Source organism: Spirosoma taeanense, from assembly GCF_013127955.1.
Lineage (GTDB): Bacteria > Bacteroidota > Bacteroidia > Cytophagales > Spirosomataceae > Spirosoma > Spirosoma taeanense.
Genome location: NZ_CP053435.1, coordinates 1,719,080 through 1,744,253, shown reverse-complemented (window position 1 = coordinate 1,744,253; position 25,174 = coordinate 1,719,080). Strand labels below are relative to the sequence as shown.

22 protein-coding genes and 1 pseudogene are annotated in these 25,174 nt (G+C 49.7%); 11 read left to right on the top strand and 12 right to left on the bottom strand.

Features of this window, described 5'->3' with window-relative positions; translation table 11 throughout:
* Window positions 1-52: 52 nt before the first annotated feature.
* Together HNV11_RS07400 and HNV11_RS07395 are read right to left on the bottom strand one after the other, a co-directional pair.
* Window positions 53-1,207, bottom strand: coding sequence for a site-specific integrase (locus tag HNV11_RS07400; RefSeq protein ID WP_171739068.1), 1,155 nt, complete (start codon window positions 1,205-1,207; stop codon window positions 53-55).
* A gap of 86 nt (window positions 1,208-1,293) precedes the next feature.
* Window positions 1,294-2,459, bottom strand: a protein-coding gene (locus HNV11_RS07395) for an IS3 family transposase (RefSeq protein WP_171738713.1) whose coding sequence is annotated in 2 segments (ribosomal slippage) — window positions 1,294-2,210 and window positions 2,210-2,459 — 1,167 coding nt in all. Because the reading frame shifts where the segments join, the coding sequence is not laid out codon by codon here.
* A 105-nt stretch (window positions 2,460-2,564) separates the two neighbouring features.
* On the opposite strand from HNV11_RS07395, the pseudogene HNV11_RS24065 reads away from it, so the two are divergent.
* Both HNV11_RS24065 and HNV11_RS07390 read left to right on the top strand, forming a co-directional pair.
* A pseudogene (locus tag HNV11_RS24065) lies at window positions 2,565-2,690 on the top strand (HipA N-terminal domain-containing protein); the annotation flags it as partial.
* A gap of 87 nt (window positions 2,691-2,777) precedes the next feature.
* A complete protein-coding gene (locus HNV11_RS07390) occupies window positions 2,778-3,629 on the top strand; it encodes a type II toxin-antitoxin system HipA family toxin (RefSeq protein ID WP_262889974.1) in 852 nt (283 codons plus the stop codon).
* A gap of 714 nt (window positions 3,630-4,343) precedes the next feature.
* Here HNV11_RS07390 and HNV11_RS07385 read toward each other — a convergent pair.
* Window positions 4,344-4,838 carry a toll/interleukin-1 receptor domain-containing protein gene (locus tag HNV11_RS07385; RefSeq protein ID WP_171739066.1) on the bottom strand — a complete coding sequence of 165 codons (495 nt, stop codon included), beginning with the start codon at window positions 4,836-4,838 and terminating at the stop codon, window positions 4,344-4,346.
* A 54-nt stretch (window positions 4,839-4,892) separates the two neighbouring features.
* The gene (locus HNV11_RS07380) at window positions 4,893-6,260 is read right to left on the bottom strand and encodes a TRAFs-binding domain-containing protein (protein ID WP_171739065.1); all 1,368 of its coding nucleotides are present in this window, start codon (window positions 6,258-6,260) and stop codon (window positions 4,893-4,895) included.
* 169 nt (window positions 6,261-6,429) lie between these two features.
* On the opposite strand from HNV11_RS07380, the gene HNV11_RS07375 reads away from it, so the two are divergent.
* A complete protein-coding gene (locus HNV11_RS07375; protein ID WP_171738357.1) occupies window positions 6,430-7,194 on the top strand; it encodes an IS5 family transposase in 765 nt (254 codons plus the stop codon).
* Here HNV11_RS07375 and HNV11_RS07370 read toward each other — a convergent pair.
* Together HNV11_RS07370 and HNV11_RS07365 are read right to left on the bottom strand one after the other, a co-directional pair.
* Window positions 7,187-7,531: a TIR domain-containing protein gene (locus HNV11_RS07370; protein ID WP_171739064.1), complete on the bottom strand. Its 345-nt coding sequence runs from the start codon at window positions 7,529-7,531 to the stop codon at window positions 7,187-7,189. The two genes, HNV11_RS07375 and HNV11_RS07370, sit on opposite strands and share 8 nt — an antisense overlap.
* A gap of 289 nt (window positions 7,532-7,820) precedes the next feature.
* The gene (locus HNV11_RS07365) at window positions 7,821-10,259 is read right to left on the bottom strand and encodes a PAS domain S-box protein (RefSeq protein WP_240163823.1); all 2,439 of its coding nucleotides are present in this window, start codon (window positions 10,257-10,259) and stop codon (window positions 7,821-7,823) included.
* A 126-nt stretch (window positions 10,260-10,385) separates the two neighbouring features.
* Between HNV11_RS07365 and HNV11_RS07360 the strand changes: the two genes are divergently transcribed.
* The 7 genes from HNV11_RS07360 (at window position 10,386) to HNV11_RS07330 (ending at window position 18,630) form a co-directional block, all read left to right on the top strand.
* Entirely contained in the window at window positions 10,386-10,799 is a 414-nt protein-coding gene (locus HNV11_RS07360) for a response regulator (protein ID WP_171739062.1), read from the top strand.
* A 599-nt stretch (window positions 10,800-11,398) separates the two neighbouring features.
* On the top strand, window positions 11,399-11,851 hold the full coding sequence (gene dtd, locus HNV11_RS07355; protein ID WP_171739061.1) for a D-aminoacyl-tRNA deacylase: 453 nt from the start codon (window positions 11,399-11,401) through the stop codon (window positions 11,849-11,851).
* A 93-nt stretch (window positions 11,852-11,944) separates the two neighbouring features.
* Window positions 11,945-12,586 (top strand): O-methyltransferase, encoded by a 642-nt coding sequence (locus HNV11_RS07350; protein ID WP_171739060.1) that lies wholly within the window; start codon window positions 11,945-11,947, stop codon window positions 12,584-12,586.
* Window positions 12,587-12,635: 49 nt separating this feature from the next.
* Window positions 12,636-14,987, top strand: coding sequence for a LysM peptidoglycan-binding domain-containing protein (locus HNV11_RS07345; RefSeq protein ID WP_171739059.1), 2,352 nt, complete (start codon window positions 12,636-12,638; stop codon window positions 14,985-14,987).
* A gap of 220 nt (window positions 14,988-15,207) precedes the next feature.
* On the top strand, window positions 15,208-17,616 hold the full coding sequence (locus tag HNV11_RS07340) for a gliding motility-associated C-terminal domain-containing protein (RefSeq protein WP_171739058.1): 2,409 nt from the start codon (window positions 15,208-15,210) through the stop codon (window positions 17,614-17,616).
* A 61-nt stretch (window positions 17,617-17,677) separates the two neighbouring features.
* Window positions 17,678-18,253 carry a DUF3109 family protein gene (locus HNV11_RS07335; protein WP_171739057.1) on the top strand — a complete coding sequence of 192 codons (576 nt, stop codon included), beginning with the start codon at window positions 17,678-17,680 and terminating at the stop codon, window positions 18,251-18,253.
* Window positions 18,254-18,297: 44 nt separating this feature from the next.
* A complete protein-coding gene (locus HNV11_RS07330; RefSeq protein ID WP_171739056.1) occupies window positions 18,298-18,630 on the top strand; it encodes an MGMT family protein in 333 nt (110 codons plus the stop codon).
* 19 nt (window positions 18,631-18,649) lie between these two features.
* On the opposite strand, the gene mtgA is transcribed toward HNV11_RS07330, so the two are convergent.
* From mtgA to HNV11_RS07300, 6 genes are all read right to left on the bottom strand, one after another.
* Window positions 18,650-19,480, bottom strand: a complete 831-nt coding sequence (gene mtgA / locus HNV11_RS07325) for a monofunctional biosynthetic peptidoglycan transglycosylase (RefSeq protein WP_171739055.1) — start codon at window positions 19,478-19,480, stop codon at window positions 18,650-18,652.
* A gap of 109 nt (window positions 19,481-19,589) precedes the next feature.
* Complete coding sequence (gene hemW, locus HNV11_RS07320) at window positions 19,590-20,726, bottom strand: radical SAM family heme chaperone HemW (RefSeq protein ID WP_171739054.1); 1,137 nt, start codon at window positions 20,724-20,726, stop codon at window positions 19,590-19,592.
* 36 nt (window positions 20,727-20,762) lie between these two features.
* A complete protein-coding gene (locus tag HNV11_RS07315) occupies window positions 20,763-21,215 on the bottom strand; it encodes a GNAT family N-acetyltransferase (RefSeq protein ID WP_171739053.1) in 453 nt (150 codons plus the stop codon).
* 404 nt (window positions 21,216-21,619) lie between these two features.
* Window positions 21,620-22,423, bottom strand: a complete 804-nt coding sequence (locus HNV11_RS07310; RefSeq protein ID WP_171739052.1) for a PhzF family phenazine biosynthesis protein — start codon at window positions 22,421-22,423, stop codon at window positions 21,620-21,622.
* A gap of 21 nt (window positions 22,424-22,444) precedes the next feature.
* Window positions 22,445-23,089 carry an HAD-IA family hydrolase gene (locus HNV11_RS07305; RefSeq protein WP_240163820.1) on the bottom strand — a complete coding sequence of 215 codons (645 nt, stop codon included), beginning with the start codon at window positions 23,087-23,089 and terminating at the stop codon, window positions 22,445-22,447.
* Window positions 23,090-23,171: 82 nt separating this feature from the next.
* Entirely contained in the window at window positions 23,172-23,459 is a 288-nt protein-coding gene (locus tag HNV11_RS07300) for a YciI family protein (protein WP_171739050.1), read from the bottom strand.
* A gap of 188 nt (window positions 23,460-23,647) precedes the next feature.
* On the opposite strand from HNV11_RS07300, the gene HNV11_RS07295 reads away from it, so the two are divergent.
* Window positions 23,648-25,156: a M28 family peptidase gene (locus HNV11_RS07295; RefSeq protein ID WP_171739049.1), complete on the top strand. Its 1,509-nt coding sequence runs from the start codon at window positions 23,648-23,650 to the stop codon at window positions 25,154-25,156.
* Window positions 25,157-25,174 lie beyond the last annotated feature (18 nt).

The window sequence follows — 25,174 nt, the reverse complement described above, 5'->3', positions numbered from 1 at the left end:
GGTTGGGATTAGTAGAGCTTATCAGAGTCCGCTCTAGGTACACTGACCATCCTTAGCTAGCTCTTTTTTGCGAGTCGTTCTGTTGAATTTTCTTAAACTCTTTAATGACAGTTTCTCTACGACCTTTATAATAATGCTGCTCAGTCATGTAGGTACGGCTATGGCCCATCATTATAGAGGTTTGATCAAGTTTGAAACCGCGTTCTTCAGCAAACATGGTAAAGGTTTTACGAGCTAAATGGGTGTGTAATGGTTCTTTAATACCTGCCACATTTCCAATCACCTTTAGCCACTTGTTCATTTTCTGATTGCTTAAAACGGGTAATAAGATGCCTTTTAGGCGGCAAATGGGATGGTAGCGGTATTTCTCCAGGATAGCCTTAGCTTCTGGGAAAAGGGGCACAAAAGATTGCTGCCCCGATTTATTACGATCTTTTAAAATGCATTGAATCTCATCAACCGTAATCAGATAATCTTTGCTCAGACTAGCCACATCGGTATAAGCCAAGCCTGTGTAACAGCAAAACAGGAACACATCTCGGACTTCGTTAAGTGTTGTTTCGACAAAGTGCGTGTTTTTGACTGTTTCCAGATCGTTCATTGTCAGCGTGCGTACTTCTTTACGCTGTTTATTCAATCGCACCGATTGCAACACATTACGATCACACCATTCATAAGCCACTGCATAATCGAGGATTGCCTTTAAAAACTGGATTGTCTTAATGGCATAGTTATGACCGGTCTTTCGATCGCCTTTCATATAGACAAGCAACTCATGCTGAACAGCTGGTTTTAAGGTATCTAGAGTAGCATCTTTGCCATAAGTGTTTGTAACGAATTCGCTGATGATTCGCCCATAGCGTTGGTATTGCTTAAGTGAGCTAAGGGAAAGGCCATTCCCTAAGAGCTTGGCTTTTTGCTCAATCCAGCGGGTAATAGCTTCGATGATGGTGGGTGTTTGCTCGTCATGGGCCCGCAATCCCAAAGCAATATCCCGAATCAAGGTGGGGTCTAAACTACGGCCCGTTAGTACTCGCTCCTTAAACACTTTCAGGATACTCGCTTTTAGATCAACTAAGCGGGCAGTGTTGTAAGGGTCTCCAGTAATCTGGAGCGTTTTCGAGTTGAACTCATTAGGTTTTAGCTTGATACCTAATGACTTAAAAGGACTGTTCTTGCCACAGCACCGTACTCGAAAACCGAGCATGCTACTTTCTTTCCGGACAAAAATGGTAACAGTGCAAGCGGCAAATTTGATAGGATTGGACTTGCAACAAAATACTGGACAAATCTTTAAGCAACATGTTGAAGTTGCCCATTATAATAGTCAAAAGGGGAAACATACCCCAGCGATGAATGCCTCCGTTGCCGGTTGTACCAGATCTCGATGTACTCAAACGTCGCCTGTTTAGCCGCTTCAATAGTTTTAAAATCGTGTTGGTAGATCATTTCTGACTTTAAGCTTTTGAAGAAGCTTTCCGCCACAGCGTTATCCCAACAGTTACCTTTCCCACTCATACTTTGCAAAACCAGCGGCTGTTTTTTCAACAGCCGGGTAAACGCATGACAGGCATATTGCACTCCTCTATCCGAATGGAAAATTAAATTCCGTTCGATAGGGCGATTTTTAAGGGCCATTTGCCAAGCCGGAATGGTCGTCTCAGCTGCCTTCATCGACTTGCTTAAAGCCCAACCGATCACTTTTCGATCATACAAATCCATGATGATCGTCAGGTAGAGCCAGCCTTCACAAGTAGCAATGTACGTCAGATCAGAAACCCATGCCTGACCCGGTTTTCTAGGATTGAACTGGCGGTTTAAATGGTTTTCGGCCACTGGGTAAGTGTGCTTGGAATCAGTTGTGGTAACCACATATTTCTTCTGAATGACACTTTTCAGGTTAGCCTTCCTCATCAACCTGGCTACTCGGGGTCGAGATATCTTTATGCCTTTGGCCCTCAGTTCTCGGGTGATCTTTGGACTGCCATAACGTTTCTTACTGGCTGTAAACGAATCACTTATTAGTACGATAAGCGTTTCATTCTCTTTGGCTCTTTTGGTGGGCCGTTGGGCTAACCAATAGTAATAGCCACTACGACTCACCTTCAATACGTTACACATCATCTCAACGGAAAATTCACCCTGGTGAGCTTTTATGAATCTAAATATTTCCCGTCGTTCCTGGAGAAGATGCTGACCGCCTTTTTTAGTATATCTCGCTCTAACTCAGCTTGTCGAAGTTCTTTTTTCAACCGTAGAATTTCCTGTTGCTCTTGGCTGACTTGGCCCCCTTCACCGGCCGTAACTGCTTTAGAAGCTAAATGCTCTCGGCGCCATCGAGTCAGAATTTGTTGAGTGATACCCAATTCTTCAGCGGTCGCTTTTAATGAGCCCTTGGTAACTGAGAGCTCCACCGCCATTCGTTTAAATTTGTCGTCGTATTGTCTCCTGGTTTTCATGGTCCACTAAGTTAGATCATGCTTAACTTAATGTCCAGTCAAATGTAGCAGCTCCAGTACTTCGAGGATGACTTAAAGAATGTATATACTGGAAGTGCCGGTGGGCTTCCTCCATTCTTTGCAAATTTGACGCCAGAAGGGCCTTTACGAGAGTTACTTGAGCATTCTCTTCAGATTCCGGAAGGCGATGACTTAGCTCTTTTAAGTGCGGTAGGGCTAGACTTACCAGGTGCTATAGAAATAATTAAAAGCGATCAATCTTTTAACTTTGAAATAAATAGCAACACAGACTATCAAGATATTGGAATAGTTGAAAAAATGGAACCTGTATTTAGGTTCTCATTAGCTGGCGTCCAAATGAAGTTTTCTGTTTTGAAAGAAAATGATAGATTAACTATTCCAGTTAAGGGGCAACTTGGAGAGTGGATTGTTAAGCAAGATTCACTTCGTTTTCCAAAGCTAGTTGAAAATGAATTCGCTACATTAGAATGGGCAAGAAACGCTGGTTTTAATGTACCAGAATGCCAGATATTACCTGCCGATTCTCTACCTCCAGAATTAAAAGCAAATACTCCTCCTGGAAGTAATGTATTCCTAATTCGTAGATATGATAGACAACAAGGCAAGCGAATTCACCAAGAAGATTTTGCTCAAGTTGTTAATCTTAGACCATCACTAAAGTATGATCAAATTACCTATGAAAGCTGCGCTAAATTGGTATTAGCTATTTGTGGCGTTGAAGGTTATAATGAATTTATTCGGCGCTTAGTATTTATGGTCGCCACAGGGAATACTGACGCTCACTTAAAGAATTGGTCTCTTTTATATCCCGATGGTATAACAGCAGAACTTACACCTCTTTATGATCAAGTCGTAACAATTGCTTGGCCACTAGAAAAGCCTTACGTATGGCAATGGGCATTGAAGTTTGCAGGCACTAAAAATTTATATTCTATAGATGAAACATCTTTTGTACGCTTGGTAGAACGAAGTGGTGGAAATGTTAAGGAAACAATTAGTATTGTTAGAGAAACACTAGAAAGTATTGCAAATTCATGGAGTACATCAAACGCTCCTGGTTTGATGCCTAATGAATTCAAAGAGGCTTTGCTAAGACATTGGAAAAAGGTTCCTTTACTTAAAAATCTAGCATCATTAATAGAGCTTTAAGCAATGGTACTTGACCAATATAGCGCTAAATACAATTTTGTACTTCATTTATACAAATGCCTTTAGCCTGCATTCTGTATTATAACGAAGTTATATATTAACTTTCTTTCACTAAAAACGTAAGTGAGCTAACAGTCATATATCCTTAACAAGCATTAATATCTAGTACCATTTCGACTTACAAACAATTGCAATGAGTCACATTATAATGCCAAATTTGGCAATTTTAAATTCATATAGCTGCTATACTATCAGGGTTCAGTTTTTTTTCGAGTCACATAAAAAGAATTTATTAATCTAACACATTGATTTATAAGGCATTGATGAATATTAGCTACATACCCTACGAGTGCACTTTGATTATAGCCACTTACTACAAAAAATGTAGTGGGTGGCTTTTTTAATTGCACATAATTTGCACATGAATTAATATTTGGGTGTGAATAGATTGGTAATATAATGTGTTACTATTGATAAAGATATACTTGTTTAACCCAATTCGCAAAATAATAATTGACCTGTGACTAGTCACAGGTCAATAAATCAGCAATATTTGGTCAACCAGTAGACCAATATACTCATTTATCGGCAAAAGAGATAGCTCATTTAAAAAATAATGAGCGACTCAGAGCTAAATATCCTGAATTAATGAAGGATATATAAACGTAAAGCAAGAGGTAAAAATTTGACTATTTTTTACCTCTTGCTTTAATATTAATTATTAAGCCATACTTTTAGAGATACTTGTTGGCCTTGTGGATATTTAACTATCCATTCATCATCCAAAGGATAAAAGGATTCATAAATGCTCTCCATTTTTATACTACCGTATATATTTAAGTATTCTTGATCGACAGAGTTATTAGAATCTATAGAAGTAGGAAGAATAACTGAATTTCTGTATCCGAGTAATCCATCTCCTAAGCCTAACTCCCAAGGCATCCATTTTGATCCAGAAGAATTAGGTGTAACGAACTGTATTACTTTTCTGCATTTTTGTATTCTACTCCTTAATATAATAGCAGTTGCATCACTTGGTGTACTAGGTAATTCATCATCCAAATAATCTATATAAACCTTAGCAGAAAGTTTTTCTAAGAACTCTGCAACTTTCGTTACATAATCTCTGTCTTTTCTTCTGTATGAAAGGAATATATATTTATTAAATAAACTACTGCCGAGAGATTCATTGAGCGTCTGAGCTTTCATGAATCTTCTATCTGGAAGCCTAGATAAATTTAGATAAGCCATGAATACTTTTTTTTAATTTGAATATTGTTGTAAAACTGACTCAATTTGACTAACCCAATCTGAATACTCTCGATCATCAGTTGAGCCCTCAAGTATCATCCTAATGTTTCTGGCTGTTGTCTCTGGCTCCCACTTTTCTCTAATCAGCACCAACGCTTTTCCCAGATACTTTCCTGCCTGTTGTTTGTCTCTATCTAAAATGGCTAACTCAACCATTGTAGCATAGTCCCAGTAATCAGCCTCTTTAGTCTCTAGACGACGCTCCACAGAGTATTTGACAACTGGAATTATTTTATCAAACCTACTGTCTCTTTCCTCTTGTAAGCTCATTAGAGTTAATGCGTTTATTCCAGGATAAGCGTCCCTCCAATCAGCTTCAAAACCTTGTAAATACGTTTCAACGGCTTTTCCTAGTAAAGCATTCGCAAGGACAGTTTCCCCGTTCTTCTTAGCTGTTTGCCAACGATCTTTGTAAATTCGTCCTAACAAACCAAGTGTCTCGCTGCTTGGGCCTCTTTTATTCAAAACTTCTTTAAGAACTTCCTCTGCCTCCTCACCTCTTCCTAGTCTATTTAAAGCAAATGCATATTGCTCTTGTACTAATATTGTACCTGCTAAAAATTTTGGCATTTCTAAAACCAGTCTCACCATCTCGTCCCAAGCACTCAAGGCCCGGTAGGAAAGAAGAAAATCAATTAGTAAGCCTGATTCAAGGTTAGCAATGTCACCTGCATTTGCTTCAATCTCTTTTATAATTTTTATGCGTTCTGCTTTTGAGACTGTCTCCTTCTTCCTTGCATCTTTCAAATCTTTTTTCTTCTGCTTTGAATAAGCTACCCTCTCTCTAAACACATCAGTTTTAGTATGGTCTATTTGAGGGTAATCTTCTACTAGTTGATAAAGCGGACTATCAGTAAAGCCACCCATTTCATGTTCTCTAGATTCTTTTTTTGCATATTTCAGTTTTGTAGTTAAAGCATCTATTGTTGTCGAAATATTTATGGGTTTACCGTCTGAATCTACTTCATATGGTAAGGCTCTTAATTCCTCAACGTCAAAAGGCAATCTTGTCCCTTTTGCAAAAATTAGAACAGTACTCCATGGCCTTACGGCATGTCGTAATCCTAATTCATAAAAAACGTTTGCGTTTGCCGTAGTTAAATCAGCAATGGCAAATTCACACAAGATTAATCGCTCTAACATAGGTTTATGGATTATTCCACCTCCCATTTCTTCATCTGCCCTTAGCGATTCAAGCTCTGCATTTGCTATTGCTGGTTCAATTACAGAATTATATATTTCATCAAATTTAAATTCTTTATTATTTTCGTCTTTCTTGTTTCCAAATGGCATTAGGACAAAACACAAAGGTTCTTGCATGATAGAGTGATTTAGCTTAGTACTATTCCGAACAGTTTGTCAAGATTCCAATCGAAAGGGGTAACACCTAGATCGGTAATAATTTTAGGAGTAATTGCATTAGAAGCTGTTTGGGAATTGTTAAAGGCTGAGCGTCGAGTCATTTTTGTATCGACCAAGATGCAAAGCAATGACCAAACAGTGGAAGCCACTGACCGACGCCCAGTGGGATGCAATTTCTCCTTTTTTACCACTTGATCGTCAGCGGACTCATGATTTGCGACAGATTGTTAACAGTATTTTGTGGCTGCTACGCACAGGATGCCAATGGCGCAATCTGCCTACCGAGTGGCCTAATTGGCAAACCGTCTATTACTATTTTAGACGTTGGAAACAGGATGGTACTTTTGGTCGAATCAATCTGGCCTTAAATCAACTTGACCGTAAGCGGGTCGGTAAAGAAGCATATCCATCTGCAGTATGTATTGATTCACAAAGTGTTAAGTTGGCTCCGATGATTTGGGAGAACCGAGGTCTCGACGCGAATAAACGAGTGAATGGCCGAAAAAGGCAACTCATCGTTGACACCCAAGGGCGTCTATGGCTAGCAGATGTCCATTCTGCTAATCAAGCGGATGGCCCTTCAGCCGTATCGATGGTCAGTGACTTACTATGGCTAGTTGGAGAGCGTTTGGAGAAAGTCTACGGTGATCAATCTTATAATGGCGTCTTCGCTCAAGAGTTGGCTAGATGGAGCCTTGATTTTGAAAAAGCGTCTCGTCCTGAATCAACTCTGGGCTTTGTACCCGTAGCCAAACGGTGGGTAGTGGAACGGACCATTGCTTGGACGAATCACTTTCGAAGGATTGTCAAAGATTATGAATACACGATATCATCTTCGGTTTGCTGGCTGTACTTAGCCAACATTCAGATTATATTGCAACGGATCATTTGAATGGCAAAAGATAATTCCCAAACACATTCTTAGTTTTATCTTTTAACCGCATTGCAATAATTTTCTTACCTTCATCACTAGCCAACTGCATTTCCCACGGCACCCATTTTCTGCTGCGATAAGTATTGTCTCCAATCAAACATAAACAAACGTCACACGACTTAATTTTAGGCCTGATTATACTCTTAATGTAACTTTCATTACTACTCCGAATAGCGTCCCTCAAGGAGACATCATCCATCTCAAATTCCACATTCTTAAATTCTGACAACCCTCTCAAAGCCCAAACTTTGAGAATATCTTCACTTTTAAAGGAGATGAAAGTCTTTTTTGCCATTGTATAATTTGTGTATATGTAAATATTTGCCTATTAATCATAGGCAACATTGTAATTTAAGGTATTTTAAGATTAATTGATATTATTTTGGTAAAAAATTGCTTTTATAAGGTGCAACATACTGTTAATCAGATTAAAATACTATTCCCTACGAGTGCACACGAATAAAAAAGCCACTTACAAGTTTTATCTTGTAAGTGGCTTTTTTATTCGTGTGCACCTGATTTTAACGTTCAGGTTCTGTTCATCTGCATCAGCGACATAAAACCAGAAAGTGCTGAGCGTGCATTTACTTCGGCAGTGTTATTTCAAAGCAAGCGCCCTCGCCTACCTTTCCTTCTGCACGTATTGTCCCCTGATGCGTATCGATAATTTTTTTGACGATGGCCAACCCAATGCCCGTGCCTTCAAACTCCTCCTTGTTGTGTAGGCGGTAAAAAATATCAAATATTTTTTCTGCCTGGTCAGATCGAAAGCCAATACCGTTGTCCCTGTAAAGTATGGTAACGGCCTCTTTTCCGTTTAGCCAGCTGTCCTCACCGCTAATGTGAATGAAGGCTGAACGCTGCTTATGCGAAAATTTCAGGGAATTGCTAATCAGATTCTGAAACACCTGCTCCATCTGAATGGCCACACAGGTCACGACCGGAAGATTTTCCAGCTTTATCTGGGCATTTTGCTCCTGTATCGGTATCTCCAGACTATTGATCACTTCGTTAATGACCTGATTCAGGTCTACCTTCTCAACCTGCCGCTGGGTGTTGGAAAGACGGGAAAGAGTAAGCAGATCGTCAATCAGCAGCACCATACGGTCGGAGGACTGTATGATTTTATGGAGGTGCCTGTCCGAGATTTCGTCCAGGTTGTTATCAAGCCTGTCCTGCAGCATCTTGCTGAAAATAGAGATCTTCCGGGCGGGCTCTTTGAGGTCGTGTGAAGCGATGCTGGTAAACCGTAGCAGTTCGAAGTTGGTTTTCTCAAGGGCCTGGGTTCGTTCTTTTACCTTTTCCTCCAGCATTTGCATGGCCTGCTTTTCCTTGTTGCGCAGGGCCTCTTCAATTCGTTTTTCTTCGGTCGTATCCCTCACTTCAATCACGGTTCCAATCGGCACTCCGTTTTCTACAATGGGGCTGGCAGTAAAAGCTACAGGGTAAAAATGACCGTCTTTGTGTACAAAAACTTCTTCTCCTTTGGTTTGAGCCTTCGTTGGCAAAGCCCTGTCGATCAGGCAATCTTCAATCGGAAAGTGGCTGCCGTCCGGATGTGTGTGATGCACGTAATAATGCAGTGGTTTATCCCGCACCTCTTCCATTTTAAAGCCGCTCATCTGTTCAGCGGCCGGATTCATGTAGGTGCAGACCTGCTGGTCGTTCATCAGGAATAATGCCTGCTGCGTATTGTTCGTGATGGTGTTGATCAGGGTATTCTGGCTGGCCAGTTTTTGTTCGGCGGCTTTCCTGTCGGTGGTATCGGAAATAGAACCTGCATAGCCGCCAAAGCTACCATCTTCCTTGTAGTAGGGACTGCCGTTTGAAAAACACCAGCGTATTTCACCATTCTTTCGGTGGATGCGGAATTCGGTCGAAAACAGCCGGCGGTTCAGGAAGGCCTTGTCAAAAGCACTCGCCACCCGTTCTCTGTCCTCAGGCAGGACTGCATTCAGCCACCGGTTTTCCAGGTGCGACTCCCGGCTGCCCCCCACCCAGTCTACCCAGGTTTGATTGATGTAGATGGTTTGCCCTCCGCTGTCTGTCATCCAAAGTGTTACCGGCGAAGTACTGGTAATGATGTGTGCCAGCGATTCATCTTTTTGCAGGGCTTCTTTGGTTTGCCGTTGCAGAGCCGCTTCTCGGGAAACGGAAAGAACATGGGGGCTGTCTTTGAAAATAAACCGTAATCCTTTGTATTCCACCGAAATCAGGCTACCATCCTTCCGGATCCGGTCATGGACTCCGGCATATTCTCTCCCCGATAAAGCGATTTCCTTTAGCGCCTGAAAATCGCCTGGATTTCTGAAAAACAGACTGGCGTTCAGGCCAATCAATTCCTCGTAGTTATAGCCGTATAGCTGGCAGGCCGTTGGGTTAGCCTCTACAATGGTACCGTCTTCATCGTAAATAATAGCTGAGTCGGTGATGGCATTAAAAATACTTTTATACTGTTCCCGCTGCTCTTTCAGTCGGGTTTCATTATGTATCTTTTCCTCAAACAAGCGGGCATTGGTAATGGCAATGGCGGCCTGCACGGCAATACCCTCCACTAATTTCTCTGATTCTTCGGTAAACCTACCGGGTTCCGGATGCCCAAAGAACAGGCCACCAATTGCTTCTTTTGTAAACGGCGACACCACCGGCACCGCCAGGTAGCTCCTGACGGGTAGATGTCCCCGGGGCATGCCCTGATGCGGAGGGTTCTTTCCGTAGTGGGGCTGTTGGGTCACATCATCATACCGCACCGTACCGGTAGCAGCAAATGTGGGCTCAAAAATTTTTGTATTACGGGGCATGGGAAACTTGGAAAATGCTTCCTTGGCTACACCCGATATAGTGTAAAGTACCAGAGACTCACCCTTCTGATTGATAACATTGTAGAAGAAGGCTCCGAACTGGGCACCAGCTAATTCGGTGCCAATGTCAGTGACTTTCTGAACGACATTTTGCAGTTCGATTTCAGAGGTGATTGCTTTACTGGCTTCGTAAAGTAATTCAAAAACGGTTTTGGTGCGCAAAGCGAAAAGATTTATGTTGAGGGCAACTAACGCGTTCAAAATTACGACAGCCTTAGAATTTACCAATTTTCATCGTTTGCACTTTCAAAGGTCTATCTTTGCCTGACGCCTTAAACTAAAGATTTTATGGAATTGTTGTTGGTGGATGATGATGCTACCGATCGGGAATTGTTTGCTCATGCCGTTAGTATGACCGGAAAAGAGCACAAGATACAGGAAGCTCAGAACGGCGAAGTGGCCCTTCAGTACCTTCATTCAGCGAATCACTTGCCCGACCTGATTATTCTTGATCTGAACATGCCTATAAAAGATGGACGCGAAACTCTGGCAGAGCTTAAAGCTAGCCCCCGGCTTCGTAACATACCGGTTTGCATCATGTCGACGTCGAGCGCGCCTTTTGATATCGAGAGTGCTTATAATACGGGAGCTAATCTGTTTCTGGTGAAGCCATTTGATTTTAAAAAGCTGATCGAAATGCTGACCAGCCTGTTGACCCTGTTCAGTACCTACGTTACGCTGCCTAACAGAAGACTGAGCTAGCAGGTGCCAGCCCAAAGTTTGCCGCTGCGAAAACCATTCACTCCTCAGCGATCACTATCATCTGGTCAGTGGCATAGAGAGGAAGAACGCGATTGTAAATAACAGAACATTTGGCAACTCCAACCGCCATTTTCAGGTATCTGAGTAGACGTTAGGGGCTACGCTGCCACACGCTTATCTAGTTTGAATGTGTTCCAACCCAGGTTGGAGTAGAGTCCAAAGCACGCTGCAAAGCATAATTGGTATGGTCCTAAAAACTCAAACACGGAGTTAAGTAAGTATCGTGTCCGGGTTGTTAGGACCATACCTATCAGCCCAGTTAGTGAGTCGGTATTTATCTTTAGGCAGTTTTGGCTTCTGGGTTCCTTTTTCGGCTTTCGGAGCCTGGTTGTCGACTTGGGTAAAAAGTGTAGTTATTGCATAGCACTGGAAGCCGTCAGACGGTAACTTTGGAGGTTTGACAATCTCAAAGTTCGCCATTCCAGTGCTATTTGCATTCAGGGGGCTACCTTACAAGAGCCATGCAACAAAGCCTATAAGTAGTGATCTTCTCCCTATTTTTGGTGCATCATATTAGCTCCTTTACTTCCCGTTTATTCATGATTGCCGTTATTCAGCGCGTTTCGCAGGCTTCCGTTACGATTGATAATCAGGTGAACGGTCAGATTGAAGCCGGTTTTCTCGTCCTGCTGGGTATTACGCATACCGACACCCGCGAAGACGTCGAGTGGCTTAGTAAGAAGATTGTTGGGATGCGCATTTTCAGTGATGCCGATGGCAAGATGAACCTCGACCTGGCCGCCGTGAACGGTACGATTCTCCTGATCAGTCAGTTTACGCTGCACGCCAGCACCAAAAAAGGGAATCGCCCCAGCTTCATCGAAGCGGCCCGGCCCGAAGTCGCCATTCCGCTGTACAAAACCATGATCAGCCAGCTATCGACGGATTTGGGCAAGCCGATTCAGACCGGCGAATTTGGGGCCGATATGAAAGTGGCCCTGGTTAACGACGGCCCGGTCACTATTCTGATTGATTCGAAGAATCGAATTTGATCCGTTTGTTACCACTATATACAATGAATCCGTTACTTTTACTGAAACCAGCCCTTACCTGTAACGTTCCGGCGATTTCAGGTAAATAGCCGAATGGATTTTTTGCCCGCCGACCTTACCGACTACGCCGAAGCGCATACCTCGCCCGAAAGCGATCTGCTTCGTCGGCTCAACCGAAATACCCGCGCCCACGTTATGGCGCCCCGGATGCTGTCGGGGCATCTTCAGGGCCGGTTGCTGTCCATGATCGCGTGGATGATTCGCCCCCGACGTATTCTCGAAATCGGCACCTATACGGGCTATTCGGCCCTGTGCCTCGCCGAAGGGCTGACCGACGATGGTCGGCTGATTACCATCGACCATAATGAAGAGCTCGAAGATTTTGCCCGCTCCTACTGGCAGCAGTCGCCCCTGAACGACCGGATTGAGTTTCGGATTGGTGCGGCTGCCGAGATTATCCCCATGCTTGACGAGACGTTCGACCTGGTGTTTATCGATGCCGATAAACGCAACAATTCGCTCTACTTCGACCTGATCTTCGACAAGCTGCGGCCGGGTGGTTTCATTCTGGCCGATAATGTCTTGTGGAGCGGTAAGGTCACCGCGCCGGTCAAATCGTCGGATCTGGATACGACGGCGGTGCTGGCATTTAATCAGAAAATTCAGGAGGACCCCCGGGTCGAAAATGTGCTGCTGCCCGTCCGCGACGGGATTATGATGATCCGCAAACTGTGAGATATTGACTGTGGCCCGCTGATGCGGCTTATTTCCTTACGTGTACCTTATGAAGAAACTAACGTATTCCCTAACTCTCCTTTTTCTCCTCATTGGCTTCGTTAGCCGGGCGCAATCGTCGGTGCCGCTCGTGCCGGAGCAGGTAACCTTCGCCGACATCCTGGTGCGGCTGGACCCCGACGCCCGACGTATCGTTCAGCAGGATGTTAATGCGCTGCTGGCCAACCGCCAGTACTGGACCGCCAAGCTCGACCGGGTGGCGTTGTATTTTCCGATGATCGAAGCTATCCTGATCGACGAAGACGTTCCCACCGACTTCAAATACCTTGCCGTGCAGGAAAGCTCACTCACGCCCGACGCGGTTTCGTCCTCTGCTGCGGTAGGCTACTGGCAGTTCAAACGCGAGACGGCCACGGGCTACGGTCTGCGCGTTGATGATGAGATTGACGAGCGTAAAAGCATTACGGCCTCAACCCACGGTGCGGCCAAATACCTCAAGAAAAGTAACGCTCAGTTCAACAACTGGGTGGCTTCACTCTATTCCTACTACCTCGGTGCGGGTGGTATTGCCAAACTGATTCCGCCCGACTGGTCCTACGCCCGTGAGGTCGCCCTCGACGGTCGCACGGATCGGTATATCCTGCGGTTTTTCGCGCACAAAATTGCGATTGAAAACGCCCTGAAATTCCACCAGGCCAGCAACCAGTTCGCCCTGCTCGAATACCCGAACGGGGGGGGCAAGTCCATGCGCTCCATTGCGGAAGAGCTGGGCGTCGATGAGTTTGAACTCCGGAAATACAATCGCTGGGTGATTGGCGAAGCCGTACCGGTTGACAAAACCTATGTTATGGCGGTGCCGGTACCCAACGATCAGATCAACGATGTGCGCCAGAAAATTGTCAGCGTCAGCGGTAAAAAGACGCCGGAGTTTGTGCAGAATGACGTTGGCTTTCCGGTTCTGCGCCGGGTAACAGTGGGCCGTAGCAGCAAAAACGATCCGGTCCTGTACGAGATTAACGGCCTGCCCGGTATTCAGGCGCAGGCGGGCGACAACGCGGCATCGCTGGCCCGTAAGGCGAAAATCAGCCTGTCGAGCTTTTTGCGCTATAACGACATGAACGATAGCGACCCGATCCTTGTCAACGACGTGTATTACCTGGCCAAAAAGCGGAAGAAAGCCCTGGTGCCGTATCATACCGTCCGCGACGACGAAACGGCCCGGAGCATTTCGCAGCGTTACGGTATCCGGCTCAAGAAGCTGATGCGCTATAACCGGCTTGATCGGGTGCAGAAACTGGTAACCGGCCGGGTGATGTGGCTGCGCGAACGCCGACCAGCCAAAACGCCGGTGGAAATTATCAACTCACCGACCCAGCCCGTTTACGATCAGACACCCACGCCCTCGGCTCGGCCGGAGGTTGCCTCAACCAGTCCGAGCGGCTCCAGCCGGTCAGTGACTGGCCTGAACGACATTCCGCGCAATGCGTCGGAACGAAAGGTATACCAGCCCAAGCTGGTTGGTGGGGGCGTAACGCCCAACGATGGTACGTCTCAGCCAGCTACGGCGGCTCCTACGGAATCGGAGCGCCCAGCTAACCGACCGGCTCCAGTAACGACAAGCCGGTCAACCACTACGGGCGATGGCTCACAGCGGGTTGTGATCGTTCGCACACCGGATTCCCAGCCGACGACCGTACCCGTTGCAACAACGCCGGAGCGGGAGCAGCCTGCTGCCAGGTCGGCCTCTGCGCAGACGGCCTGGGACCCCGCCCCGAAACCGGCTAAAACGCCTGATACCTACGCCAGCCGGCAACCGGCCAAAGCGGCACCGGCCACGCAGCCGGAGCGGACGCCTTACGAAGGTTCCCGCGAACAGCAAGTCGATGGGTCAATTACGCCTGTACCATCGTCGGCCCGTTCGTCGGCACCCGCCAGTGCAAAGAATGAAACCCGTTCGTCAACGCCTGTTACCACCACTCCTGAGCCGAAGCCCGTTATCCCTTCGGTATCGGCAGCGACCCGGCCAACAGCGCCAGTCAATCGTTCTGCGAGTTCGCACACCGTCGAACCCGGCCAGACGTATTACAGCATCGCCAGACTCTATGGCCTGACCGTTGATGAACTGCTGACATTGAATAACCTGACGACCGATAACGTGCTGGAAGCAGGTCAGAAACTGGCCGTAAAACCGACCGTTGGTCGGGTGGTGCAGCCTTCGTCGCCGTCAAAGAGTCCGGCTTCATCCCAGTCTGAAACCTCGTATCATACCGTCGCGAAAGGCGAGACTATGTTTCGCATTTCGAAGCAATACGGCGTAACGATTGAGCAGATTCGGGAATGGAATAACCTGACCGACGTCGGCGTTAAGGAAGGGCAACGAATCAGGATAACGAAACCTTGAGTTTGATTGATACGTAAGTTTCGTAACAAAAAGCCGCTCTGACGATCTCAGGCGGCTTTTTGCTTAGCTAACCGTTCAATAGATATTCAACAGGGAGTACGGGCCGCTCCGTTGATTTAAGCGTATAGGTAGGGCAATCTGCGTAAATTCAAACACCGAGATCAGGCTTTCTGCAATCTAAAAAGCTATTGATCAAAATTTTATCCAATTATATCTCCGAATGAACTGGTTTCTACGTCTTTGCGGAATCTTTGTGTTGCTTGCGTTGTCCATGCGACCGGCGAACGCAGATCACATCGTCGGCGGGCATATGCAGATGACCAACGTTAATCAGGAGCCGGGTCATTATCGAATAAAACTGACGTACTATTACGACCTGGATCGCGGTACGCAAAGCATTACACCCCAGCTTCTGTTCGTCATTTTTCAAAAGCGTGACAACCAGCGGATTGACTCCCTGTTCGCCAACGCGTCAAGCACCAATAGGACTAGTCTCCCCCGTGTTCCGGTTAATAACACCGCCTGTACGGGCAGTACTCAATCAACCAACTGGGGTATTGTGGAATATGAGCGTGAAGTGCGGCTCGACCCTGGTAAATACAATGATTCTGAGGGCTATTACGTTTCCAATCAGGACTGCTGCCGCAGCAACGGCATTACGAATTTGCGCTACCCTGCCCTGCCCGACCGCGCAGGCTTTACGTACTACCTCGAATTTCCGCCCATGAGTGGTGCAACCAGTACCAATTCGTCGCCCGCCTTTCTGCCAATCAAAGCAGATTTTATGTGCATTAACCGGCCATTTACGTTCTCCTGTGCGGCCACTGACCCTGATGGAAATGAACTCCGGTATTCGCTCACTTCGCCCCTTAAAGGCAACGTAACAGCAGGTAGCAATCTGATTTCAAATGGCCTGATTCCGGGGCCGTTTCCCGAAACGCAATTTGCAACTGGCTTTTCCGCAACGAATCCTATTCCGGGTAGTCCGGCGGTACAATTAGACCGGACAACTGGTCTGTTAACCCTAACGCCTACCAGCGTAGGACGCTTTACTTTTTCCGTGAAAGTAGAGGAGTACCGTAGCGGCCAGAAAATTGGGGAAGTTCGCCAGGATTATCAGTTGGTTGCGATCGACTGCCCGCCCGAAAAACCTCCGGTTCCCAATGCTACCATCGCCAATTATCCGACTACGGCCGTTGAAGGGATTCTATGCAATAACAATAGCCTGACCCTCCAGGCCGAACAGAACGCCAGTTGGAAGTACCAGTGGCAGAAAGACGGCGTGGCCATTCCCGGCGCTACGTCGCCAACGCTGAGCGTAACGGCCGTGGGCGTTTACACGGTTGTCAACTCGTTTACCAGCAACTGCGGCCAGCCGAATACATCGCGGTCGCTGACAGTTCGGTCGTTCAATCAGCCCATTAGGCTCGAGCGACCAGCCAAAACAGCACTCTGCCCCGGCTCCGACGCCCTCGTCCTGAAAGCGCCTGAGTTGCCCGCTACCTATACCTGGTATTGGAACGAGACGGTAATCTCCGGCCTGAACAGCAATACGCAGACCGTTTCGAAACCGGGAGAATACTACGCCAGTGTAAAGGATAACACCACCGGCTGCGTTACCCAGACCGACGCCATTACGTTGACGCAGGCCAGCAGCCCGACTGCTACCGTCAGTTCGGCCAACCCCAGCAACGTTCTCTGCGAACGAGACTCGCTCCGGCTGACGGCCGCGGGCGGTGCAACCTATCAATGGTTTTACAACGGTGCGCAGCTTCCCGGTGCAGTTAGCCCGACCTACTCGGCCAAACTGGCGGGTATCTATTCGGTTACGGTCACCGATGCCAACGGCTGCCGGGGCAGTTCAAGTCCGCTGACCATTACGGTACAGACGCGCCAGAAACCAACGCTGGACTCCATTCCTCCGCTCTGCGGTTCGGCTAGTTCAGTTGTCAGTCTGCGCGGCTCCCCGGCGGGCGGGGTCTTCAGCGGGCCGGGCGTTAGCGGCTCGTCGTTCGACCCGAAAACGGCAGGTCTGGGTGTGCACCGCATCACCTACGCAGCCCCGGCTACCAACGGCTGCCCCGGCGATGCCACCCAGCGAATTGTTCGGGTCAATCAGCCGCCCACCGTACAGTTGCCAGGCCGGATTGTTACCAGCAAACAGGGGATTGTTACGCTGGAACCTGTCGTGAACGGCACAGCACCCTTCACCTATAGCTGGACACCGACCGTCTGGCTTAGTAATCCCCTGCAGGCTACCGTAACGGTCACCTTCCCGCAGAACGACACTACCTACACCATCCGGGTAAAAGACGCGTCGGGCTGCACGGGCGAGGCCTCCGTACGCATTTTGCTTCAGTCACGCCTGAGTATTCCAGACGCCTTTACGCCCAACAACGACCAGATGAACGACACCTGGAAACTACCCGGGATTGAGTCGTTTCCGCAGGCGCAGATAACCATCTTCAGCCGATGGGGCGAGGTCGTTTATTATTCCCGCAGTGGGTACCTGATTCCCTTCGATGGACAGTACAATGGCGTACCTTTGCCCGCCGGGATGTATCTTTACGTATTGAAACTGTCGCCCGATACTGAGCCCCTGCGCGGGTCGCTCATGCTGGCGCGGTGACGCGGGCAAACGCCCGCGGCTGTAAACGACAATTTGCGGACGATTACCCGCTTTAACCTGAATGATACTGATTGACAACACCTGCATCAGTGACGACGTAGCCGAAAAATTCTTTGTCTGCAACCTGGACAAATGCAAAGGCGCGTGCTGTGTGGAAGGAGATATGGGCGCTCCGCTGGAAGGCGATGAACCGGCTATTCTGGACCGTATTTATAAGGACGTAAAGCCTTACCTGTCGCCCGAAGGAATTCGGGTTATTGAAGAGCGGGGCGGCTACGAATCTGATGGAGAGGGTGGCTTCGTGACCACCACCGTTGGCGGTCGGGAGTGCGTGTACGCCACCTGGAACGAGCGCGGAATTCTGAAATGCGGCATCGAAGAAGCCTACAACGATGGCAAAGTGGACTGGAAAAAACCGCTGTCGTGCCACCTCTACCCTATTCGCGTAACCAAATACGAATCGTTCCACGCCCTGAATTACGATCGCTGGCCTATCTGCAGCCCTGCCTGTGGCTTTGGCGAACAGCTGAACGTACCCATCTACAAATTCGTCCGCGAAGCGCTCATCCGGGCCTACGGCGAAGAATGGTACAACCAGTTGGTGGACCAGATTGAGAACAAGGAAATGATCGAATAACAACCTCAGCGGTGCCGGTCGTTAAGAACCGGCACCCGCCTGTTATGCTGGAGGAGAAAGACTATTTCAAGGAAGTGTACCGGGTTGTGCGGGAGGTTCCGCCAGGGCGCGTCACGACGTACGGTGCCATCGCCCGGTACCTGAGTCTGCGGGCGGGGGCGCGCATGGTCGGCTGGGCCATGACGGCCTCGCACGGCCACGGCATACCGGCGCATCGGGTGGTCAATAGCGTCGGCGTGCTGTCGGGGAAGCATTTCTTTGGCGGGCCAACCGTCATGCAGCAACTCCTGGAAGACGAGGGCGTTCGGGTCAAGGACGACCGGGTGGTGGATTTTAAAACGCGGCTGTGGGACCCCAGCGTGGAACTAGGGGTATAACACGTTCCGCCCGTTTGTCTTACAGATTCCGGATATATTTCTGACCGCCCAGGTAGCGCATCTGCCGGGTAATCTGCCGGGTTCGGCGCAGGATATAATTCGACGGATTTCGGATAGAGAACAAACGCGGGTTGGGCAGAACGGCCGCAATCCGGGCGGCTTCGCTGCGCGAGAGCGACTCCGCCGAATGCCCGTAGAATCGCTGCGATGCAGCCTCCACGCCAAAGGTCATCGGTCCGGTTTCGGCTACGTTCAGGTACACTTCCAGTATACGTTTCTTACCCCAGATCAGCTCAATCAGCGCCGTAAAGTACACTTCGAGCCCCTTGCGGATATAACTGCGGCCATTCCACAGAAAAACGTTCTTGGCGACCTGCTGGGAGATCGTACTGGCTCCACGGGGCCGTTTCCGACGCTGGTTTTCTTTGATGGCGTCCTGAATTTCATCAAAATCGAAGCCCCAGTGAGTCGGGAACGCCTGATCTTCAGAGGCCACGACCGCTAATGCAGCTTCCTTGCTGATTTCGTCGTAGGAACGCCACGTTTTGTATAGCTTGCTGCTTTCGTCCGTCCCGATGGTGTCCATCCAGCGCGATACCATCAGGGGCGTTATCCAGACCGGAATGTATTTCAGAACAATGACGTAGCCAATGGAGCTGAAAAACAGCCACAGAAACACTTTCACCGCAATCCAGTAGACCCGTTCGAGCATTGGCCGCTCCCGGATGAACCGGCGGGCCTGCTGCCAGCGGCCAGCCTTCTGCAAACGCGGAGTCGACGAATGGCCGGCTTTGGGGCGGGGCTGCGGGGGCGTATTTCGGAACGTGTTCGTAGGACGTTGCGGAGGCATACAATCAGGACTGTTGCGCGAAAATGAACATTTTTGCCTAATGAAACCCGAAATTTCTGCTTTCCTCTAAAATTTTGACTAACTCGTCATGTACCGGTTAATCCAGGGGTTAGTCCACGAACAGCGTGGCGGCTACCCGGTCGGCAAACAGCTTGCCCGCATCCGTCAGCCGCAGGCGGTCGCCGTTGCGGCTGAGCCAGCCTGAGGCATAGAGCGTTGCCAGATCGCGGGCCTGCCGGTTGGCAAAATCGCTTCCCAACAAAGTATCCAGTTCGGTAAGGGAACAGCCCCACTGCGTGCGCAGGCCCGTCAGCAGGTATTCGTTAACCTGATCGGCTGGCGTCAGTTCCTCAACGGTAGCGGGCAGGCTACCCTGCCGGATCGCGGCCAGATACCGCGCATTATTGGCTACGTTGTATTGTCGACTATGGCCATTGTAGGAGTGCGCGCTCGGCCCGACGCCCAGATACGGCCGACGTTGCCAGTAGGCGGTGTTGTGCCGGGCGTACCGACCGGGTTTGGCAAAGTTCGAGATTTCGTAATGTTCGTAACCGGCTCCGGTCAATGCCCGCGTCAGGTCGGTAAACTGTTCGGCGGCCAGGTTCTCATCAATAGCGGGCAGCTTGCCTTTCTGCTGCCATCGTCCGAAGGCCGTATCGGGTTCGATGGTCAGCGCATAGGCCGACAGGTGCGGTACGTCGAGCGCGAGCATCGTCTGCAAATCAAACTGCCAGAGCGACGCGTCCCGGTTGGGAATGCCGTAAATCAGATCTACACTCAGGTTCTCAAAACCGGCCTCCCGGACGCGCCCGATACAGCTCAGGGCTTCGGCAGCCGAGTGGGCGCGGTTCATCCAGCGGAGTGTCGCTTCGTCAAACGTCTGAATCCCCACGCTCAGGCGGTTGACGTACCGGCGCAGCAACCTGAGTTTGCCGGAGCGTTCAGCAACTTCGTTCAGGTCGTCGGGGTTGGCTTCCAGCGTAATTTCGGCGTCGGGTGCCAGTGTAAACTGCGCGTGGATAGTCTCAAAAATCTGCGCGATCTCCGACTCCGTCAGCAGCGAGGGCGTACCGCCCCCAAAATAAACGGTTGTTAGCTCCTTCCCAGGCAGATAATCTTTTTGCTGAATAATCTCGGCACAGAGCGCATCGACCAGAGCCGACTTCTGACTCAGGTTCGTGCTGAAATGAAAGTCGCAGTAGTGGCAGGCCTGCTTGCAGAACGGTATGTGAAGATAAAGATGCATCTCTCCATAGGACAATTAAGCCAGCCGGGGGGTTCCTCACAATCGCTTTTCGAGGATGATCGTCAGACCTTGTTTGCCCTGTTGGGTGCCGATGATATCAAAGCCAGCGCGCAGGTTGAGAATGAGCATGGCGCGCCACTGGTTATAGGTCTGGGTCCGAACGGTATGGTAGTTTTGCTGGCGGCACCAGTCGTGCTGCCGATGCATCAGCTCTCTGGCGATGCCCCGGCCCCGGTAAGCGGTATGGACACCGCCGAGCCAACTATAAAAATGCCCTGGTTTACGTTCGTAGCCCAGTTTACAGCCAACGACCTGCCCATCGTCGATCGCCAGGAACGTCAGGCCAGGAGTTCGGGAAAACTGATAAGTGAGTTCAGAGAAGAGCTCGGCCTGGGTCTGGTTGCCGAAAACGCCAGCCAGCAGATCGAGCAGCGAACAAAGCAGGGGTTCGGGCGGCAGACCGTCGTAGCGTTCGTAACGTAATTCCATCCGGCGAAGATGACAAAAAACGGCTACTTAGGCCCATCTGACTTCGCTCTGATCGATGTACTCACCCTACATTATCAATCCGGGCACTTCTTACAGCGCTTACTTTTTTTATACTTCTTGCAGCACTTCTTCAGCACACACTCCTGTCCTACGAAGGAATTGAACTGCATTACCTGCTTCGAAAAATCGGTTACCAACTGGTAATCAGCATTGTTTACGTCAGCGTTCATTCACTATTGCCTATTTACTCTACAAAAATAGAGTTATTTAGACCAATTACAAACAAATAGCCAACAGAATTTCTTAAACGCTAAAATTTTCCAGCGCACGCGCATTATTTCCCCCTAAATATTGCAGATGACTAAGTTAGATTATGTCTATCCCTGGTCTAGCTTACGCCTGTGTTAATTCACGATCTCGCCGGTGAGGTAAAGCTGCACCTGCCCGGCAATATCCACCCGGTCGCCGTTGAGCTTGCATTTCAGCAGGCCGCCCCGGGCCGAGAGCTGCCGGGCCGTCAGTTCGGTTTTGCCCAGTCGTTCGGCCCAGTAAGGCACCAGCGTCGTATGGGCCGAGCCGGTTACGGGGTCTTCGTCGATACCCGACTGCGGGGCAAAGAATCGGGAAACAAAATCGACGTCATCGGTACCCGGTGCCGTTACGATAACCCCGCGCGCGGGAACGGTACTCATTTCGCGGAAGTCGGGATCAAGGGCTTCAATCTGCTCCTGCCGTTCATAAACCAGCATGTAGTCGGTTTTTCCTTTATAGATCGCCAGCGGTTTCTCGGTCAGGCTGGCCAGCAGCGCAGGCGGCTGTACATTGGCTTTGTGGGCAGTATCCGCCGGAAAGTCGAGCGTGAGCCAGCCGTCTTCGCCCCGGCATACTTTCAGCGCCCCGCTTCGCGAGTCAAAAAAGATTTGGTCGGTATCGGGTTTCTCTTCCAGAAAAAACACGACATATGCCGTTGCCAGTGTGGCATGACCGCAGAGGTCAACTTCAACGGTAGGCGTGAACCAGCGGATGTGGTAATGAGCATCGCTCTCGGTTTTTGTGTAAAAAGCGGTTTCGGCGAGGTTATTCTCGGCCGCAATCTGCTGCATCTGCTCGTCAGATGGCCAGCCGCCCTGATTCGTCAGGGGTACAACAGCGGCCGGATTGCCGGCAAACAGCCGGCTGGTAAATGCATCGAGTTGATAAATACGCATCGGGCTTTAGGAAAAGGAAAGTTAATGGGTCAGCGAATCGAAAAATGTCTGGTCAAATGCGGTTAATGAAGGAATCTTAAACGTAGCCAGGTCAAATTTTGGGTCGTCGTACTCAAAATCGGCCGGAACGGCTACCGTGTGCATGCCCGCCGAATGCGCCGATAACAGGCCCGTTCCCGAATCTTCAAACGCCAGACAATCGGCGGTGGCTACGCCCAGTTTACGCGCCGTTCCGATGTACACGTCCGGCGCGGGTTTGTTGCGGGCTTCCAGCGTAGCGGAATGCCACAGCGTCAGATAAGCGCCGATGTTAAGCCGCCGAACCACCAGCTCAATGAGGCTCATGGGGGAAGCCGATGCAATAGCCGCCGGGATACCCTGCTGGCCGAAAAACTCCAGTACTGCAATAGCCCCCGGCATTGGTTCGGCAAACCGGCCGATCAGATCATGGGCTCCGGCAGTGATGGCGTCGGCAATTTCACCTTTAGTCTGCCCTGGTCGCTCGGGCCACGGATGGCGGACATACCAGTAATCAACCACGGCCGGAATGGGCAGGCCCGTTGTGCGTTTGCACTCCTCATCGGTCAGGTTCAGGCCAACCTGACCGAACACATTCCGTTCGGCGGCCCGCCAGTGGGGCTCAGAGTCCACCAGTAGGCCGTCCATATCAAATATAGCTGCGTGTATCAAAGTCAGTAAATTCGTTCGAGGCTGATGCCGCCCCGGATAACAGGGATGTTGAGCGAAGTTATACGTCGGCTTTCCGAAACGGTTTGGCGTCAATCCGATCCCAGACGCCCTGCACAATATACGGGTCGGTCTGTAAGTATTCGGTTAACTGATCTTCGGTGTCCAAATCCAGAATAAGCATGGAGCCAATCATGCGCCCTTCGGAATCAAGCAACGCTCCGCCAAGTAGAAACTGACCTTTCGCTTTTAGGTCGCGGACGTAGTCGAGATGGTTAGGCCGGACGGCCATACGCCGGTCGAGCGCATCGGGGCCGGTATGGTCGTAGGCATGAATCACGTAGTGCATCGAATCAGTGCAGGTTTCGTTGGGCAAGATACCATCTTTCGCCAAAAGTGCCTTAAACCAGAGCGGGATTAGCTAGTTTTTGCGGTCTAATCTTTCTGAATTGCCAATTCCGGCGCAAAAATGCTTCACTCATTGCCCGGCAGGGAGTAGCTTTGTCTTTACCAATGTCATTTCAATCAACCGAACGAATGCGCTTTCCTACGTTTCAATCCATACGTCAGCTCACCAGCCTGCTTCTCCTGACGCTCAGTCTGGGAGTCGTCGCGAGCCATGCCCAGTCGAAAGTCAATAAAACTCAATCGGGCAACGCCCTTTCGTCCATCACCGAAAGCGACGTCAAACGCGATTTGTTTGCCCTGGGGGGCGATCACTTCCGGGGCCGGGAAGCCGGTACGCTGGATGAGCTGAAAGCCTCCGTCTGGATTGCCGAACAATTGCGGGCGATGGGTCTGGAACCGGCCGGCGACGACGGAACGTATTTTCAGTTTTTTCATATTCAGCGGACGCGGATTACTGAAACCAGCCGGCTCAGTATCGGTAACCACCCGCTGACCCACGGTCAGGATGCGTTTATTCTGGCGCCGGCTATTGCGTCGGTCGATGCGCCCCTGGTGTTTGTGGGCAAAGGCACACCCGACGATCTGGCGAAGGCAGATATCAAAGGAAAGGCCGTTGCCATCGAGTTTTCGGGAACACCCCCGGCCGAGCTAAGTTACCGGCGTTTTCTGTTCGGCACGATGGCCCGGCGGGCCGCCGAACTGATCAAAGCCGGTGCGCAGGCGGTTGTCTGGGTGTCGAACCAACCGGCGCAATTTTATTTCGAACGCTGGACAACGGGTCTGGAACGCGGTCGTTACGACCTGCCGGGCGGACCGAACACGCGCGTTTTTTCGCAGGCTCCCACCATCTGGCTGCCGTCGAGCGCTCTGGAGTGGATTAAACAGCCGGGGCAGCAGCTAACCAACGTCGTTAATGTTGAAAGCTTCAACTATCCGTCGGTCAATATTGTAGCGAAGGTGCCCGGAACCGATCCTAAGCTGAAAAACGAATACGTTCTGTTCAGCACCCACCAGGATCACGACGGGGTTCGGCGGGCCGTCGCCGGCGATTCGATCTGGAACGGTGCCGACGACAACGCCACGGGCTGCGCGGCTGCCCTGGCCATCGGGCGGGCGTTCGCCCAGAAACCCGCCAAACGGTCGGCCCTGATTGTTTTCCATGGTGCTGAGGAGCGCGGCCTGCTGGGGTCGCGGTATTATTCGGCGCACCCAACCGTTCCGCTTGAATCGATCGTAGCGGTGCTGAACGGCGAGATGATGGGCCGTAACGCGCCCGACAGCGCGGCCCTGCTGGGTTCGCAGCTCCCGCACCGCAACTCGCTTGACCTGGTCAGCAGTGCCATGACCGCCAACCAGGCGCTGACGAAGTTTAAACTCGATACGCTCTGGGATAGAGCCGATCACCCCGAAGGCTGGTACTTCCGCAGCGACCACCTCCCCTACGCCCGGCTGAACATTCCGGCCATCTGCTTCACAACCCTGCTGCATCCGGATTACCACACTCCGAAAGACGAACCCGAGCGCATTAACGTGCCGAAACTAACGAATATGACCCGCTGGATGTACCTGACGGGCTGGGACGTGGCCAACCGCCCGCAGCGCGTGCGGGTCGATGAAGGCTTTAAGCTGGAACGATAAGCCGTAAGCTCTCAATGA

Coding starts and splice junctions, on each gene's coding strand:
- HNV11_RS07400 (WP_171739068.1), bottom strand. CDS start 1,207: ATGCTCGGTTTTCGAGTACGGTGCTGTGGCAAGAACAGTCCTTTTAAG.
- HNV11_RS07390 (WP_262889974.1), top strand. CDS start 2,778: ATGGAACCTGTATTTAGGTTCTCATTAGCTGGCGTCCAAATGAAGTTT.
- HNV11_RS07385 (WP_171739066.1), bottom strand. CDS start 4,838: ATGAAAGCTCAGACGCTCAATGAATCTCTCGGCAGTAGTTTATTTAAT.
- HNV11_RS07380 (WP_171739065.1), bottom strand. CDS start 6,260: ATGCAAGAACCTTTGTGTTTTGTCCTAATGCCATTTGGAAACAAGAAA.
- HNV11_RS07375 (WP_171738357.1), top strand. CDS start 6,430: ATGACCAAACAGTGGAAGCCACTGACCGACGCCCAGTGGGATGCAATT.
- HNV11_RS07370 (WP_171739064.1), bottom strand. CDS start 7,531: ATGGCAAAAAAGACTTTCATCTCCTTTAAAAGTGAAGATATTCTCAAA.
- HNV11_RS07360 (WP_171739062.1), top strand. CDS start 10,386: ATGGAATTGTTGTTGGTGGATGATGATGCTACCGATCGGGAATTGTTT.
- dtd (WP_171739061.1), top strand. CDS start 11,399: ATGATTGCCGTTATTCAGCGCGTTTCGCAGGCTTCCGTTACGATTGAT.
- HNV11_RS07350 (WP_171739060.1), top strand. CDS start 11,945: ATGGATTTTTTGCCCGCCGACCTTACCGACTACGCCGAAGCGCATACC.
- HNV11_RS07345 (WP_171739059.1), top strand. CDS start 12,636: ATGAAGAAACTAACGTATTCCCTAACTCTCCTTTTTCTCCTCATTGGC.
- HNV11_RS07340 (WP_171739058.1), top strand. CDS start 15,208: ATGAACTGGTTTCTACGTCTTTGCGGAATCTTTGTGTTGCTTGCGTTG.
- HNV11_RS07335 (WP_171739057.1), top strand. CDS start 17,678: ATGATACTGATTGACAACACCTGCATCAGTGACGACGTAGCCGAAAAA.
- HNV11_RS07330 (WP_171739056.1), top strand. CDS start 18,298: ATGCTGGAGGAGAAAGACTATTTCAAGGAAGTGTACCGGGTTGTGCGG.
- mtgA (WP_171739055.1), bottom strand. CDS start 19,480: ATGCCTCCGCAACGTCCTACGAACACGTTCCGAAATACGCCCCCGCAG.
- hemW (WP_171739054.1), bottom strand. CDS start 20,726: ATGCATCTTTATCTTCACATACCGTTCTGCAAGCAGGCCTGCCACTAC.
- HNV11_RS07315 (WP_171739053.1), bottom strand. CDS start 21,215: ATGGAATTACGTTACGAACGCTACGACGGTCTGCCGCCCGAACCCCTG.
- HNV11_RS07310 (WP_171739052.1), bottom strand. CDS start 22,423: ATGCGTATTTATCAACTCGATGCATTTACCAGCCGGCTGTTTGCCGGC.
- HNV11_RS07305 (WP_240163820.1), bottom strand. CDS start 23,089: ATGGACGGCCTACTGGTGGACTCTGAGCCCCACTGGCGGGCCGCCGAA.
- HNV11_RS07300 (WP_171739050.1), bottom strand. CDS start 23,459: ATGCACTACGTGATTCATGCCTACGACCATACCGGCCCCGATGCGCTC.
- HNV11_RS07295 (WP_171739049.1), top strand. CDS start 23,648: ATGCGCTTTCCTACGTTTCAATCCATACGTCAGCTCACCAGCCTGCTT.